This window comes from Labrys sp. KB_33_2 (assembly GCF_052114505.1).
Taxonomy (GTDB): domain Bacteria; phylum Pseudomonadota; class Alphaproteobacteria; order Rhizobiales; family Labraceae; genus Labrys.
In genome coordinates, this window is sequence record NZ_JBFREW010000012.1 from 47,605 (window position 1) to 62,340 (window position 14,736).

A 14,736-nucleotide genomic window follows, 5' to 3' on the forward strand; every position below is an offset into this window, starting at 1 on the left:
TCTCCGCACGGTGGGAAGGCTGTTTGCTCTTTATGCGTGGTGGCAATAGGCAAAGCGGCGGCTGACCAGCTCGCGCCGCCGACGTCTCCTGCCTGTTCCCACAGGTATAGCTGCCCGGCCTCGCAATGACGCATCCAGGCTGTCGTAATGCCCTGGCCCTGTCGCAGCCTCAACCCTTCTGTCCACAGCCTATAGCTGTAGATGATCCCACAGTTGAACTGCCGACAGGCCCGGTGATAGTTTCGCTCTGAAATCCATAAGCTTGCAGCAATCTTTTGGATTTCATTGGGGTACTGAGGAGACTTGGGGTGCCGGAAAAGTTTGGAATGAAGCCATTTTTTGCGCGCGTGGTCGCGGCCGCCGGCTTGGCGTTGGCGATGGCTGCCCCATCGGTAGCCGAGGAGGCAGCCCGGGTGGTGCATCAGGGCAGCGTGCAGACCAGCGTTCCGGCCGGCGTCACGGTGATCGTCAAGAAGATCACGCTGGGCGATGACGCCACGGTGGTCAGCCTCGTCGCCTCCTTCGACAGCCGGCAGACCAATCGCGTCAATCTCAACGACGTCAACGCCTTCCTCGACATCGGCAACGACCAGAAGCTCAGCCTGCGTCAGCCCGAGGACAATCCCTATCTGATGATCCAGAACGGCCAGAGTATGGATGGCGAACTGGTGTTTCCCGGCCGCATTCCGGCCGATGCCGGCGAGGTCCGGCTGGTCTTCAACGACGGCAATGCGGGCGATGACCTCAACGCCCCCGGCCTGACGCTCAAGATCCCGGTCAAGGCGCAATGAGGCGCCTCGGCGCCGCCGCGGCGCTGCTGGGCCTGGCTCTTCCGGCGCTGCCGGCCTCGGCCCTCATTATCGAGCATCGCCGCGAGCCGATCGGCGGGCAGCCGACCGCGTTTCGCCCCAGCGATATCGGCGCGAGCCGCTGGGACCCCTATGCCTTGCCATCCACGCGCTTTACGCCGCAGGCTCCGGCAAGCCGGCTCGGCCCGGCCGGCAGGGCGACCAGCCTGCGCCTCAGGGAGGTGCCGGCCAAGCTGCGCAGCCGCACGCAGGCGTTGCTCGAGCAGTTCGGTGCCCGCGAGAGCGAGGGCAAGATCCTGATCAGCCTGCCCGGCGACGTGCTGTTCGACTTCGACAAGACCGCCATCCGCGCCGATGCCAAGCCCGTGCTGGCACGGCTCATCGAGGTGCTCAAGGCCTTCCCCAAGGCGCCTGTAGAGATCGGTGGCCATACCGACGCCAAGGGCGAGGACGACTACAATCTCGCTTTGTCCGAACGCCGGGCCGCCTCGGTCAAAGCCTATCTCGCCCGCGGCAAGATCGGTCCCGCGCGCCTGGCCATCAAGGGCTATGGCGAGACTCGCCCCATCGCGCCCAACCAAAAGGCCGGCGGCGCCGACGATGCCGAGGGCCGCCAGCGCAACCGCCGGGTCGAGTTCGAGATCGGCAAGCCGCCCGAATAACGGGCGCTTGCGTCCCGGCGACCAAGCAACCATCACGATCAAGCGAAAGGCGACACCATGGCATTGATTCCCTGCCCTGCCTGTACCCAGCGCGTCTCGGAACAGGCGCTCGCCTGCCCATCCTGCGGGCATCCGATAGCCGCCGTCGGCGAGGGCAAGCAGACGGCCATCCGCGTGCTGGGCGGCGTCGCCGGCACCTATGTGTCGGCCAACGCCCTGGTGCAACTCGTGCTCGGCGTGGTGTTCTGCATCAGCGTGGCCGCGGTGATCATGACGGTCATCATCGTCAACGGCTGAACCGCGGCACCGGCTCAGACCGCCACCTTGGTGCAGATTTCGACCAGGCAACCATTGTTGTCGCGCACATAGGCGACGATCTGGCCCCAGGGCTTCTGCGCCGGCGGCGATACCGCCTGCGCTCCCGCGAACAGGGCCTTCTTGCAGGCGAGTTCGACATCGTCGACCACCAGCGCGATCTCGATGCCCGCCGGCGGCGCATCCGGCCGGTTGGGCTGGAAGGGGCCGGTCATGTCAGTGACGAAGCGCTCATCGGCAAAGCACAGCGAGGTCTCGCCGGTAACGAGTTCGGCGAACTGCCCCTCGGCGATGAAGCGTGTCTCCAGCCCGAAGGCCTGCTTGTAGAAGGCCGAGGTCTCGACGACGTCACGGACATAATGGACGACATAACCGAGCTTCATGGACATGTTCCCTGTTTGTTCACTTAAGCGATAAAACAAAGAGCCAGTTTTGTCCAGTCCGAGAAGCGGGATTTTGGGGTGAGTCGAGAGGCACTCCCTCACCCCTGGCCTTTCACAGCGGCTTGTAGGCGATCGCCTCGATCTCGATCTTGATGTCGATCATCAGCCGGGCCTCCAGCGTGGTGCGTGCCGGCGGGTTGGCGGGGAAGTAGCTGCCATAGACCTTGTTGAAGGCACCGAAATCGCGGGCATCGGCCAGAATCACGGTGGTCTTGACCACGTCCTCCAGCCCGGCCCCGGCCAGAGCCAGAGCCTTGCCGAGATTCTCCATCACCTGGCGGGTCTGCGCCTCGATGCCACCCGGCACCACCGAACCGTCCGGCAGGGTCGGCACCTGGCCGGAAATGTGAATGCTGTCACCCGCCCGCACGGCCGGGGACAGGGGGACATGGGAGGTGCCGAAATGCTGCTTGGTCATGGGAATTCCTTCAGAGCGATCAAAGACACGGCACTTGCCGCCCCCTCGCCCCGCCTGCGGGGAGAGGGTAAGGGTGAGGGGCAGCATGGATGTCTGCCAAAACAAACGCTGAGCCGCCCCTCACCTCTATCCTCTCCCCGTAAATACGGGGAGAGGAGGCGCAAGCGTCGCGCTCATTTGTCACTCTTATCCTCTCGCCCCACCGCTACGAGGCAGCAACACACGCGGATCGCTGTCTTACTTCACCGCACCTAGCGCCAGGCCGCGCATCAGATAGCGCTGCAGCCAGGTGAACAGGATCGCGATCGGGATGGTCGCCGCCAGGGCGGCCGCCATCACATAGTTCCATTCCACCGTGTAGCGCCCGGCCACCAGGTTCACCACCTGCAAAGGCAGCGTATAGGCCTCCTGCTTGCGCAGCATGGTGAGGGCGATGACATATTCGTTCCAGGCATTGATGAAGGTGAAGATCGCCGTCACCGCCATCGCCGGCAGCGCCAGCGGCAGGAATACCTTGACCAGCGTGGCGAAGGGACCGGCGCCCTCGATCCAGGCCGCCTCCTCCAGATCCTTGGGGATGGTGGAGAAATAGCTCTGCAGCATCCACACCGCGAAGGCGAGGTTGAAGGCGATGTAGATGAAGGTCACGCCGCTCAGGCTGTCGATCAGCTGAAAACCGAGGCGGTTGCCGAGTTCCACCAGGAGACGGAACAGGCCGAAGACCAGCACGATAGGTGACAGCATCTGCGAGATCAGCAGGAACTGGCGGAAGGCCCCGCGCGCGGCGAAGCGGTAGCGGCTGAGCGCATAGGCGGCGGGAATGGCGACGAGCACCGTCAGCACGGTGGTGACCAGCGACACGATCAGCGAATTGACGAGCGCCGGCCCGAAGGCGGTCTCGGTATACATGGTGATGAAATTGCTCCAGACCGGCCGGCTCGGCCACCAGGAGGAGGACAACATCTCCTCCGTCGGCTTGAGCGCAGTCACCAACATCACGGCGAAGGGAAAGAGCGTGAGGACGACCAAAGGCGCCAGCAAGACCCAGTAGAGGATGGAGCGTTTGAGCTTGCTCATGCCTGTTCCTCCTCGCGCATGGCCAGCCGCACATAGATGATGGCGAAGACGAGCAGCAGCCCGAACATGATGATCGACACCGCTGCCGCCTCGCCGAACTTACCCAGGCGGAAGGCGAGCTTATAGAGATAGGTCACCAGGATGTCGGTGGAATTGGCCGGGCCGCCCTGCGTGGTCACCCAGATGATCGGGAAGGAATTGAACACGTTGATGGTGTTCATCACCAAGGCGATGTTGATGAAGGGCTTCAGCAGGGGCAGCGTGATGTGGGTGAATTGCTGCCAGCGGCTTGCTCCCTCCACCGCGCCGGCATCGTAGAGATCGTCGGGCACCGAGGAGAGGCCGCCGAGGAAGATCGTCACGGTGAAGGGAATCGAGACCAGGATGCCGATCAGGATCTGCATCGGGAAGGCGGTGGAGGCGTCCGCCAGCCATTCGATATTGCCGTTGATCAGCCCCAGGCCTCGCAGCCCGGAATTGAGCATGCCGCTCTCGCCGTTGAGCGCCCAGCGCCAGACCACCGCCGTCATGGCGAGCGACACTGCCCAGGGCAGCATGATGATGACGCGGGCCAGGCTCCGCCCGTAGAAATCATCGTTGAGGATGAGGGCGATCGGCACAGAGACGATCAGCGTGCCGGCCACCACGCCCACAGTCCAGACCAGCGTGCGCCACAGCGCCGCGAGAAAATCGGGATCGGCGAACAGGGCCTGGAAATTGGCGAGGCCCGAAAACTCCCTGAGCATGCCGAAACGGTTGACGTCATGCAGCGAAATCTGGCCGATCTGGTAGAGCGGCCAGAAGATGATGAAGGCCGCCATCAGGAAGCTCGGCAGGATCAGAAGATAGGGTGTCGCACGCCCCATGCGGTGGGTGTCTCCTGGTCGGATGGTTTTCCGGCTACGGTGGGGCGGGTAAGCGGCACCGCGTCGCCCCTTCATGCGAGACGCCGTGCCTGCTGGCAAGTGCATGATGGCAAAGTTCCCCTCTCCCTGAATGGAGAGGGGTTGTGGGTGAGGGTTACAGCCCCACCGTCATCCCGTTACTTCTTGGCGAGGATGCCGTTGACCTTGGCAGCTGCCTCCTTGAGCGTCGGTTCGATCTCGCCCTTGCCCAGATAGATGGTCTGGATCGCATTGGAGGTGGTCTGGGCAATGTCTTCCCAGCCGGGGATCACCGGCGCGAAGATGGCGCCGGACAGGAGGGAAGCGAACACCTTCAGGTCCGGATCGTCGGCGAAATGGGGATCCTGGGCTTCCTTGGCGTTCACCGGCAGGAAGCCTTCGTTCTTGTCGAAGGCGGTGCGCTGTTCGGTGGAGAACAGGAAGACGAGGAATTTGAAGGCCTCGTCCTTCACCTTGGAGTTCTCGAACAGCACGATCGAATCGGTCACGCCATAGGTAAAGGGCTTGCCTTCAGGCCCGACCGGGATCGGCGCCACGCCATATTTCAAATTGGGCGCTTCCTTCTTGATCTGGCCGGAGAGGAAGGGCGCGGTGATCACGGTGGCGACCTTGCCCTGCTTGAACAGGTTCTGCACGTCCTCACGGGCATAGGAGGTCACACCCGGCTCGGTGAGGCCGCCGTCGATGAAGCCCTTATAGAGCTTGGCGGCATCAATAGCCGCCTGGCTGTCGAGGCCGGACTTGCCGTCCTTGACGATCGTCCCGCCATTGGCCCACAGCCCGTAGTAGAAATAGACGTCCGTCTCGATTTCCTTGCCCTGCAGGCCGAAGGGAGCCACGTCAGGCGAAGACGCCTTGATCTTGGCGGCGGCAGCCTGGAAATCGGTCCAGGTCTTGGGGAACTCGGTCACGCCGGCTTTGGCGAAGACGTCCTTGTTGTAATACATGCCGCGGGCGGAAGCCGCGATCGGCAGACCGTAGGTCTTGCCGTCCATCACCGAAGGCGACAGGAAGGTCGGGATGAAGCTGCCCTTGAACTCGGGCGTGATGTAGCTGTCGAGCGGAGCGACCACACCCTGCGAGACATAATCGAGCAGCCAGCGCGTGCCGATGATCGAAAGATCGGCATTGGTGCCGGCCGAAATGTCGGTGGTCAGCTTCTGCTGGAGATTGTCCCACGGCACCACTTCGATCTCGACCTTGGTGTCGGGATTGGCTTTCTGGAACGCCTCCGCGGCTTCCTTGAAATAGGGGCCGGTCGCCTTCGAATATTCGGCGATGGTCACGCGCACCGTGCCCGCCTGTGCCGTGGCGGCGCAGGCCAGGAGACTGGCGCCTGCGAGCAGCATCGCCATCCGTCCGATCATTGTCATGAAACGTCCCCGTCCTTGTCATTGCTGCGGTCGTTGCCGCGCCCCCGCGCGCCTCGCCGCAAGAGGGCGCTAATGTTCCCCGTAATCGAAAACCGCGCAAGCAGATTTGACCAGTCGGCACACAGCCGACGTGGAATTGTCAGTCCCATCGCATTACCCCCAATTTCACTGGCGGGAGGCGGCATGCGGCTTTGCCTTCGCGCCATCGGCATGCATAGATGGCGCCCGTTTTCGTTCGCAAAGAACCATCCGTTCTCACGAGTTTTCCGATGTCCGATCCTGCCAGCCACCCCGATCCCTTCGGCCTCTCGGGGCGCCATGTCCTGGTCACCGGCGCCGGCGGGGGCATAGGGCGGGCGATGATCGAAGCCTTCCGCCACGCCGGCGCCATGGTCTCCGGCGCAGACCGGGATGCGTCCCTTCTGGAAAGCCTGCCTCTGCAGCACCGACTCGTTTTCGATCTCACTGACGCCAAGGCCTGCACCGATGCGATCACCGGATTGGTGGCACAGGGCAACACGCCTGACATCCTGGTCAACAATGCCGGTTTCACCCGCGCCGAGACGCTGGATGACGTCGACGACGCGGTCTGGGACAGTGAGTTGGCCATCAACCTCACCGGCGCTTTCCATGTCACCCGGCCCGTGATGGAAGCGATGGTGGCGCGCGGCGGCGGCTCGGTCGTCTTCGTCGCCTCGGTCAACGGGCTCGGCCATTACGGCAACCCGGCCTATTCGGCCGCCAAGGCCGGGCTGATCGCCTATGCCAAGTCGATCGCGGTGGAGGCCGGCCGGAACGGCATCCGCGCCAATGTGGTCTGCCCCGGCTCGGTGCGCACGCCGGCCTGGGACCATCGCCTTGCCAAGGATCCGACGATCCTCGAAGATGTCGTCTCCCATTACCCTCTCGGGCGGATGGTGCGCCCCGAGGACGTCGCCAATGCCGCCGTCTTCCTGGCCTCCCCGCTCGCCGCCGGCGTGACGGGGGCGGTCCTGCCGGTCGATGGCGGCCTGACCGCCGGCAATCTGCGCTTCGTGCGCGACATCATCGAGAGGAGGTCGTGACATGGCGGGCCTGCAGGTCAAGGCGCTGCAAAAGCGATATGGCTCGGCCGTGATCCTCAAGGGCATCGACCTCGATGTCCGCGACGGCGAATTCGTGGTGCTGGTCGGCCCCTCCGGCTGCGGCAAGTCCACGCTGCTGCGCATGATCGCCGGTCTCGACGAGATTTCGGACGGCGAATTGTGGATCGGCTCGAAGCTTGCCAACAAGCTGTCGCCGCAGCAGCGCAACATCTCCATGGTGTTCCAGAGCTACGCTCTGTTTCCGCACATGACGACGCGCGCCAATATCGGCTTTGGCCCGCGCATGCGCGGCGAGAGCGCCCAATCGATCGAGCCGCGCGTCAAGAAGGCCGCCGGCGTGCTCAATCTCCACGACTATCTCGACCGCTATCCCCGCCAGCTCTCCGGCGGCCAGCGCCAGCGCGTTGCCATGGGCCGCACCATCGTGCGCCAGCCCGAGTTGTTCCTGTTCGACGAGCCGCTCTCCAATCTCGACGCCAAGCTGCGCGTGCAGATGCGCACCGAGATCAAGGCGCTGCACCAGGACCTGAAGACCACCATCGTCTATGTCACGCATGACCAGATCGAGGCTATGACCATGGCCGACCGCATCGTGGTGATGAATGCCGGTCATATCGAGCAGGTCGGCACGCCGCTCGAACTCTACGACCGGCCGGCCAACCGCTTCGTGGCGAGCTTCCTCGGCTCGCCCTCGATGGGCTTCATTCCCGGCACGGTCGAGAAGGGCGACGGCATACCCCGTTTGCGAACGCAGAACGGCCTCTCGCTGCCGATGGGCGACAGCACCGCTACCTCCGGCCAGGCCGTCGAGGTCGGTATCCGCCCTGAGCATTTCCTGCTCGGCAATGAACAGAACGGCTTTCCCTTCGTGGTCGGCGTGGTCGAGCCCACCGGGGCGGAGACCCATCTGTTCGGTACCATCGACGGCATCGCGATGCGCGCCGTGTTCCGCGAGCGCCTGTCGCCCCAGCCGGGCGAGACACTCCACCTCAATGTCGACCGTGCGAATGTCCACGTCTTCGATCCGCAGAGCGGTGCGCGGCTGTAAGGCGGGAGGCTAAGGATTTCGTGCCTCTGGTCTCGCTGAGGGTCGTGCGAGACGGGGTGGTCAATGAAGAGACTCGACGCTCGCGCCCCCTCGCCCCGCTTCTTGCGGGGAGAGGTAAGGTGAGGGGCAGCGATAAGTCCGCACATACTGCACAGCCCCTCACCTCTGCCCTCTCCCGTAAACGGGGCGAGGGGGTGTCAGTGTCGCGCCAGCTATTCAAACCGGTTTCCTTTCAGGACCTTGCATGCCCTTCGACACCAATCCCTTCCCCGACGATCCCGAACGCCACGCCCTGTGGGAGATGCTGGTCCGCCGCGACATCGAGGCCTATCTCAAGGCGGACTGGCCAGCGGTGGAGGGTGATTTCCTCGCCGAAAGCTTCTTCGGCCTGAGCGGCCTTAAATCCGCCAATCCGGACGAATGGCGCATGATCTTTCCGCGCCTCGATGATTACCGCGACCGCTGGCTGAGCCAGGCCAGGCTCTCGGCCGCCACCGCCTATGCCGAGCCCCGCCGCGAAGCGCTCTATCGCATCACTTCGCTGCGAGAGATCGACATCAACGGCGAGCGGGCGGTGGCACACAAGAAATTCGACGGCACCATCGCCAAGGCCGACGGCAGCATCGATGCCATCAGCTGGCAGACCCTCTATCTGTGCAACCGGGTCGACGGAAGCTGGAAGATCGCCGGCTTCGTCGGTTACCTGCCCAATCCGATGGGGACAGCAAGCTGAGCAGGGCGGGCTGACATCGACGCTATTGCCGCCCCGTGCCATGGTTTGGGCTGAAGCCTTCGACAACAACGAAAAGATGGCCGAGAATGCGCGTCAATCATGAAAGTCAGTCCCTCCGACGCAAGCTGCCCTTCCCTATCGCCCTCCTCTTCGTTGCAGGCAGCGGCATCGCCCTGGCAGCCTGCGCATCGGGAAGCGGCATCGACAAGCGGCAGGTCCGTCAGGACGCCGCCGCTAGATGCGCCAGTGCCCAGGACAAGACCGGTTGCCAGCAAGCCCAGAGCCGACGGCTTGTCGACGAGGGGTACACCTCGATCTGCCGCGCCAAGGGGCTGGCGGACCATTCCCCGGCGATGAAACGCTGCAGGGGCGAACTGGCCTATGCCGACTGCGTCCGCACCATCAGCGATTATCAGGGCTACACCGCCCAGATGAATCCGCGCGGCCCCTGGGAAGCCCCACCCAGCGCCGTCTGCAAGAGCCATCTGGTTGCGGATTGAGCAGGATTTTACGGTGCGGGAGACTCACTCGGCGCCTCCCGCGCCTCGTCCCTACAGCTCCCCCTTCTTCAGACTGGAAGCGATGAAGTCGGCCTGCCGGATGGCGAGCGCCACGATGGTCAATGTGGGATTCTCCGCGCCTCCGCTGGTGAACTGGCTGCCATCCGAGACGAACAGATTCTTGATGTCGTGCGTCTGGCCGTGCTTGTTGACCACGCCATCGGAAGCCTTGGCACTCATGCGGTTGGTGCCGAGATTGTGGGTGGAGGGATAGGGCGGCGTCGGGAAGGTCCTGACGGCGCCCACAGCCTCATAGATCGCCCGCCCCTGCCGATAGGCATGGTTGCGCATGGCGGTGTCGTTCTCGTGGTCGTCGAAATGCACATTGGCGACCGGCATGCCCGCCTTGTCCTTGGCGCTTGCATGCAGGGTGATGCGGTTGGCCTCGCTCGGCATGTCCTCGCCGACGATCCACATGCCGGCCATGTGGTCGTAACTGTCGAGGGCGGAGGTGAAGGATCGCCCCCAGGCGCCGGGATCGAGGAAGGCTGCCATGAAGGGCAGGCCGAGCGACAGCGTCTCCAGCTCATAGCCGCCGGCGAAGCCGCGCTTGGGGTCGTGGCGCGCCTCGTCCCGCACGATGCCGGCCATGGTAGTGCCGCGATACATGTGCACCGGCTTTTCGAAAACGCCGTAGACCGAGCCGGTGGTATGGCGCATGTAGTTGCGGCCGACCTGGCCGGAGCTGTTGGCCAAGCCGTCCGGGAACAGGTTCGAGGCCGAGTTGAGCAGCAGACGCGGGCTCTCGATGGAATTGCCGGCAACCGCGACGACGCGCGCCTTCTGGCGCTGCGTCTTGCCGTCCTTGTCGAGATAGACCACGCCGGTGACCTTGCCCTTCGCATCATGCTCGATCTTGACGGCCTGGCTGTTCGGCCGAACCTCGAGATTGCCGGTCTCCTCGCCCTTCGGGATCTCGGCATAGAGGGTCGACCATTTCGCGCCCGATTTGCAGCCCTGGAAACAGAAGCCGATCTGCTGGCAGGAGCCGCGCCCGTCGCGCGGCTGGCTGTTGATCGCCATGCGCCCGGTATGCACTTCCTTGTAGCCGAGCTTCTTGGCGCCGGCTTCCAGCACCTTGTAGTTGTTGTTGCCGGGCAGGCCGGGAATGTTGTTGGTGCGTGTCACCCCCATCTTGTCCTCGGCCTTGGCATAATAGGGCTCGAGTTCGGCGAGGGTGATCGGCCAATCCAGAAGATTGGCGCCCGGCAGGCTGCCATAGGTGGAACGGATCTTGAACTCGTGTTCCTGGAGGCGCAGCGAGGCGCCGGCCCAGTGCACGCTCGATCCGCCGACCGCCTTGACGATCCAGGCCGGCAAATTGGGGAAGTCCTTGTGCACGCGCCAGCTTCCGGAAGTGGTGCGCATGTCCTTCCAGGCGAGTTGGCCGAAGCTCTCCCACTCGTCGTTGACGAAGTCTTCGATCTCGTAGCGGCCGCCTGCTTCCAGGATCACGACCTTCACGCCCTTGAGGGCCAGTTCGGTGCCCAGCGTGCCGCCGCCGGCGCCGGAGCCGACGATCACCACGACGGAATCGTCGTTCAGATCAAAAGGAGCTGCCATGGTTCCGTCTCCTCCAAAGCATCCTGCGCAAAGACGGGCTCGTCTCAGGCCGCAAGGACGCGTCGAACCAAAGAATGAGAGTAAAAATGCGTTCTCGCTGAAACGCGCTTTGCTCGGGAATGGGTGCCGCCGGCAGGAAGACCCGGCCGGTCAGAATGATCGAGGGAATCCGGTTTCTGCAGGCCGGGTCAGAGCCACTCGATGTCGGAGAAGCCACGGTTGATGTAGCCGCCCTTGTCGGCGGAGGAGCCCTCATAGCCGAAGAGCGGCCAGACCTCCTTCTGGTTGTAGAGGCCGACCACGAGGCCTGAGCGCACGGCACCGAAGAAGGGCGATGCCTCGACCTTTCGAAGGATCGCAAGCCTCTCCTCTTCCCAGCCGAGATCGGCGTAGCGCTTGCCCCCTGCTGCGGCGGCCAGCCCGTCCAGCGTGGTCACGCCATCTTCGAACAGCGCCTTGCTGGCCGCATCCTTGCCCGCCTTGGCATCGAAGTCCTTGACGGCAATGGCGTAATAGCGATCGGGCAGCCGGTCGTGGGGATAGATGTCGCGCGACATCCGGATCAGCGTTTCCAGCGTCTCCGGCTTCAGCGTGGTGGCGTCCAGCGCCCAGGCCTCCCGCGGGCAATAGAGCGCGCCGCCGGAGACCACCAGCGCAACGCCGGTCGCAGCCGAGACGATAAAACCGCGACGGGACAGTTCACCCGCCTGCCTGGCTTTCTTCATGTTGTCCTCCCTGCATGTTGCGCCGGGGCTGCCATCGGCGCCCCGGTCTGCCGTTCTTGTGACGCCGAGCGGCCGCCTACAGGCGGCCGTTGGGCTATTTGTAGCGCCCGCCCCGCTGCAGCACCTCGATCTTGTAGCCGTCCGGATCCTGGATGAAGAAGAAGCGAGCGGCTCCCGAGCCATCCGGGAAGGACAGGGTCTTCAAATCGCCGGGTGCGAGGCCGAGGGCCGAGAGCTTCGCATGCGTCGCAGCAAGGTCCGGCACGGAGATCGCCAGGTGGCCATAGCCGTCCCCGAGCTGATAGGGCTCGGTACGACCCTTGTTGACCGTCAGTTCCAGCTCGAAGCCGGTCTCGTCGCTAAGATAGATCAGGGTGAAGCTCTCGAAGGCGAAGCGGCCGGCGACATCCAGCCCAAAGGCCTTGCGATAGAAATCGACCGAACGCTCCTCGTCGAGAACGCGGATCATGCTGTGAATCATGCCCATGGGAACTGGCCTCTACTTTTGAACGCTGAGTGACTTGAGATAGGCAATGATCCGCGCCCGCTTGGCGGGATCGGCCTGGCGATAGGGCATGGTGGTGCCCGGCTTAAAGGCCTGGGCATTGGTGATCCACTTGTCGAGGCTGTCGCCATCCCAGGCGAAGCCGGCATTGGCGAGGGCCGCCGAATATTTGTAACCCGGATAGGTTCCCGCCTTGCGGCCGACGATCTCGGCCAGGTTCGGCCCCTGGCGTGGACCCGCCTTGGGATCGACGACATGACAGGTGCCGCAGCTGGTGACGAACTGCTTCTGGGCGGCGACGAGATCGTCGTCCGCCTGGGCGGTGGAGATGCCGAGCAGCCAGGCTCCCGCCATGACGGCAAGCGCCTTGCCCATCCCTCCTTGCGTCCCACCCATCATGACCGCCTGTTTGGTTTGCGACTATGGACAGGAGGTTAGGTGCCGGCTTCAGACACCGGGTAGTAATATTGCATTACACGTCGAGAATTCGGAAAATAGGTTGTCTTCAGCCAAAGCAGCGCGAAGCCCTGGCAGAACCGAGAGCAACGGCTGCCGGCCCTACTCCGCGGCGACGAGATCGAAGGCGGCAGGCCGGCGCGAAGCGGCCGGTCGCAGCTCGGCGACATATTTCAGGCAGCAGCAGCGCAGGAGCGAGGTAAAGTTGCGGACGTCGCCGTGAAGGTCCAGCACTTCGTCATGCAGGCGGGTGACGAAACGGCCGAGCGACATGCCCTGGTCGACCGCAAGCTCCTCCAGAATGTCCCAATAGACGGCTTCGAGGCGAATCGAGGTCGCGTGCCCGCCGATACGCACCGAACGCGTATGCGTCTCATAGGTCTCCGGCGGCTGGGAGGCGAACAGATGGCACATGGCATTCCCCCGATCGGTGCGTCCTTGCAATGCCTGCCGATTGCGGCACGTCGCAAAACGCTTTGCTTTCTTTGACTCTTTCCAAAGAGAGCGGGTCTGTCAATCGATGAACGTCGCGCCCGGGCGTTGCTGGTATCGGGATGCTATTTCGCGCCTGCTCGCCGAACCCTGAGCTCGTTGCCGGCCTTGGCATCGAGGCCGATCATGTCGAGGATGGCGATGAAGGCGATCAATCCGATCACCGCGAAGGCGATCTGGAAATCGATCAGCGGCAGCGAGCCGTTCGTGCCCGGGAACCACAGCTCGGCAAGGCGCAGTGCTGCGGCAGCCACGCCGACGCCCAGGCCCATCGACATCTGTTGGGCGACGTTGAAGAGGGTGTTCGCCCCGCTCATGCGCGCTTCCGGCACGTCGGCGAAGGCGATGGTATTGAGGGCGGTGAACTGCATCGACCGCGTCAGGCCACTGGCGAACAGCAAGGCGCAGATCAGCGGGAAGGGCGTCGCCGGTGTCAGCAGCGCATAGGAAGAGATCAGCACGGCGTTGGCGAGGCCGTTGCCGAGCAGCACCTGGCGGAAGCTGAAGCGCCGCAGCACCGGCGTGGTGAAGGGCTTCATCACGATATTGCCGGCAAACACCCACAGCACCAGCAGGCCGGCCTGGTAGGCATCGAGCCCGAAGGCGAGCTGGAACATCAGGGGCGCCAGGAAGGGCACCGCGCCGATGGCGACGCGGAACACTGAGCCGCCCAAGATGGTGATGGAGAAGCTGCGGATGCGCAGGGCCCAGGGATCGACCAGGGGATGCTCAGCCCGCCTTGCATGGAGAACGGCGACTGTCGTGACCACGGCGCTCGCCGCCAGCCAGATCGCCGCCAGGGACATCGAGCTGTCCTGTCGCGAGATCAGGTCGAGGCCGTACATCAGGCCGAAGCAGGCAACGCCGATCAAGACGAAGCCGGTCCAGTCGAACGGCTTGGCGCCATCCGGCTTGCCGGCGGGGATCAGCTTCATGGTGAGGATGAAGCCGATGATGCCGAGCGGCACGTTGAGGAAGAAGATCCAGTGCCAGGTCGCATAGGTGGCGAGGAAGCCGCCGATGGGCGGGCCGAGCACGGGCGCCGCCAGGCCCGGCCAGGTGATGGTGGCGATCGCCCGCATCAGGTCCTGCTTGGCGGTATTGCGCAGCACGATCAGCCGCCCCACCGGCACCATCAGGGCGCCGCCGACGCCCTGCAGGATCCGCGCCGCCGTGAAGACCGGCAGGCTGGAACTGAGGCCGCACAGGATCGAGGCCACGGTGAAGATTACGATGGCCCAGCCGAACACGGCACGCGGGCCATATCTATCGGCGACCCAGCCGCTCGCCGGGATCAGCACGGCCAGAGTGAGCAGATAGGCAGAGATGCCGATATTGAGGTCGATCGGCTGCACGCCGAAGGATTCGGCCATCTGTGGCAGGGCGCTGACCACCACCGTGCCGTCCAGCATCTCCATGAAATAGGCGCCTGCGACGAGAAAGGCCAGGATGGAACTGCTCGCCGGCTTGGATGTCATGAAAGTCGGTTCCGAAGGCTGAAGGCGGCGGAAAGTTTCTGCCGCGCCATTGGTCGGACCATAGAAAAAGAAGACGAGACTGGAAAGGA

18 protein-coding genes are annotated in these 14,736 nt (G+C 63.9%); 7 read left to right on the forward strand and 11 right to left on the reverse strand.

All coding sequences use genetic code 11. The features are described 5' to 3' along the window. Positions 1–326: 326 nt before the first annotated feature. The 3 genes from AB4037_RS21480 to AB4037_RS21490 are packed head-to-tail and all read left to right on the forward strand — an operon-like array spanning position 327 to position 1,768. Complete coding sequence (locus AB4037_RS21480) at positions 327–791, forward strand: hypothetical protein (RefSeq protein ID WP_441772888.1); 465 nt, start codon at positions 327–329, stop codon at positions 789–791. Next, complete coding sequence (locus AB4037_RS21485) at positions 788–1,471, forward strand: OmpA family protein (RefSeq protein ID WP_441772889.1); 684 nt, start codon at positions 788–790, stop codon at positions 1,469–1,471. Before AB4037_RS21480 ends, AB4037_RS21485 begins: the two co-directional genes overlap by 4 nt. A 57-nt stretch (positions 1,472–1,528) precedes the next feature. Further along, positions 1,529–1,768, forward strand: a complete 240-nt coding sequence (locus AB4037_RS21490; RefSeq protein WP_434959343.1) for a hypothetical protein — start codon at positions 1,529–1,531, stop codon at positions 1,766–1,768. Positions 1,769–1,782: 14 nt separating this feature from the next. Here the strand turns inward: AB4037_RS21490 and AB4037_RS21495 are convergent, their stop codons facing one another. The 5 genes from AB4037_RS21495 to AB4037_RS21515 form a co-directional block, all read right to left on the reverse strand. Next, positions 1,783–2,169 carry a VOC family protein gene (locus AB4037_RS21495; RefSeq protein ID WP_434959342.1) on the reverse strand — a complete coding sequence of 129 codons (387 nt, stop codon included), beginning with the start codon at positions 2,167–2,169 and terminating at the stop codon, positions 1,783–1,785. Positions 2,170–2,281: 112 nt separating this feature from the next. Continuing rightward, complete coding sequence (locus AB4037_RS21500) at positions 2,282–2,647, reverse strand: RidA family protein (protein ID WP_434959341.1); 366 nt, start codon at positions 2,645–2,647, stop codon at positions 2,282–2,284. Positions 2,648–2,884: 237 nt separating this feature from the next. Then, positions 2,885–3,724, reverse strand: a complete 840-nt coding sequence (locus AB4037_RS21505; RefSeq protein WP_434959340.1) for a carbohydrate ABC transporter permease — start codon at positions 3,722–3,724, stop codon at positions 2,885–2,887. Next, positions 3,721–4,590 carry a carbohydrate ABC transporter permease gene (locus AB4037_RS21510; RefSeq protein WP_441772890.1) on the reverse strand — a complete coding sequence of 290 codons (870 nt, stop codon included), beginning with the start codon at positions 4,588–4,590 and terminating at the stop codon, positions 3,721–3,723. The genes AB4037_RS21505 and AB4037_RS21510 overlap by 4 nt, the downstream gene beginning before the upstream one ends. A 176-nt stretch (positions 4,591–4,766) precedes the next feature. Next, positions 4,767–6,002 carry an ABC transporter substrate-binding protein gene (locus tag AB4037_RS21515; protein ID WP_441772891.1) on the reverse strand — a complete coding sequence of 412 codons (1,236 nt, stop codon included), beginning with the start codon at positions 6,000–6,002 and terminating at the stop codon, positions 4,767–4,769. A 269-nt stretch (positions 6,003–6,271) separates the two neighbouring features. Between AB4037_RS21515 and AB4037_RS21520 the strand changes: the two genes are divergently transcribed. The 4 genes from AB4037_RS21520 (at position 6,272) to AB4037_RS21535 (ending at position 9,368) form a co-directional block, all read left to right on the forward strand. Then, positions 6,272–7,066 (forward strand): SDR family oxidoreductase, encoded by a 795-nt coding sequence (locus tag AB4037_RS21520; protein ID WP_434959337.1) that lies wholly within the window; start codon positions 6,272–6,274, stop codon positions 7,064–7,066. A gap of 1 nt (position 7,067) precedes the next feature. Beyond that, positions 7,068–8,135 carry an ABC transporter ATP-binding protein gene (locus AB4037_RS21525; protein ID WP_441772892.1) on the forward strand — a complete coding sequence of 356 codons (1,068 nt, stop codon included), beginning with the start codon at positions 7,068–7,070 and terminating at the stop codon, positions 8,133–8,135. Between the two features lie 244 nt (positions 8,136–8,379). Continuing rightward, positions 8,380–8,868 carry a hypothetical protein gene (locus AB4037_RS21530; RefSeq protein ID WP_441772893.1) on the forward strand — a complete coding sequence of 163 codons (489 nt, stop codon included), beginning with the start codon at positions 8,380–8,382 and terminating at the stop codon, positions 8,866–8,868. 86 nt (positions 8,869–8,954) lie between these two features. Next, positions 8,955–9,368, forward strand: a complete 414-nt coding sequence (locus AB4037_RS21535) for a hypothetical protein (RefSeq protein WP_441772894.1) — start codon at positions 8,955–8,957, stop codon at positions 9,366–9,368. Between the two features lie 51 nt (positions 9,369–9,419). On the opposite strand, the gene AB4037_RS21540 is transcribed toward AB4037_RS21535, so the two are convergent. The 6 genes from AB4037_RS21540 to AB4037_RS21565 all read right to left on the reverse strand — a co-directional run bounded on the left by AB4037_RS21540 (position 9,420) and on the right by AB4037_RS21565 (position 14,647). Further along, complete coding sequence (locus tag AB4037_RS21540) at positions 9,420–10,991, reverse strand: GMC family oxidoreductase (protein ID WP_434959334.1); 1,572 nt, start codon at positions 10,989–10,991, stop codon at positions 9,420–9,422. A gap of 188 nt (positions 10,992–11,179) precedes the next feature. Further along, positions 11,180–11,716, reverse strand: coding sequence for a twin-arginine translocation signal domain-containing protein (locus tag AB4037_RS21545; RefSeq protein WP_434959333.1), 537 nt, complete (start codon positions 11,714–11,716; stop codon positions 11,180–11,182). A 94-nt stretch (positions 11,717–11,810) separates the two neighbouring features. Next, positions 11,811–12,185: a VOC family protein gene (locus tag AB4037_RS21550; RefSeq protein ID WP_441772895.1), complete on the reverse strand. Its 375-nt coding sequence runs from the start codon at positions 12,183–12,185 to the stop codon at positions 11,811–11,813. A 30-nt stretch (positions 12,186–12,215) separates the two neighbouring features. Next, a complete protein-coding gene (locus tag AB4037_RS21555) occupies positions 12,216–12,596 on the reverse strand; it encodes a c-type cytochrome (protein WP_434959331.1) in 381 nt (126 codons plus the stop codon). A 183-nt stretch (positions 12,597–12,779) separates the two neighbouring features. Further along, complete coding sequence (locus AB4037_RS21560; RefSeq protein ID WP_068289590.1) at positions 12,780–13,091, reverse strand: ribbon-helix-helix domain-containing protein; 312 nt, start codon at positions 13,089–13,091, stop codon at positions 12,780–12,782. A gap of 143 nt (positions 13,092–13,234) precedes the next feature. After that, on the reverse strand, positions 13,235–14,647 hold the full coding sequence (locus AB4037_RS21565; protein ID WP_434959330.1) for an MFS transporter: 1,413 nt from the start codon (positions 14,645–14,647) through the stop codon (positions 13,235–13,237). Between the last annotated feature and the right edge of the window lie 89 nt (positions 14,648–14,736).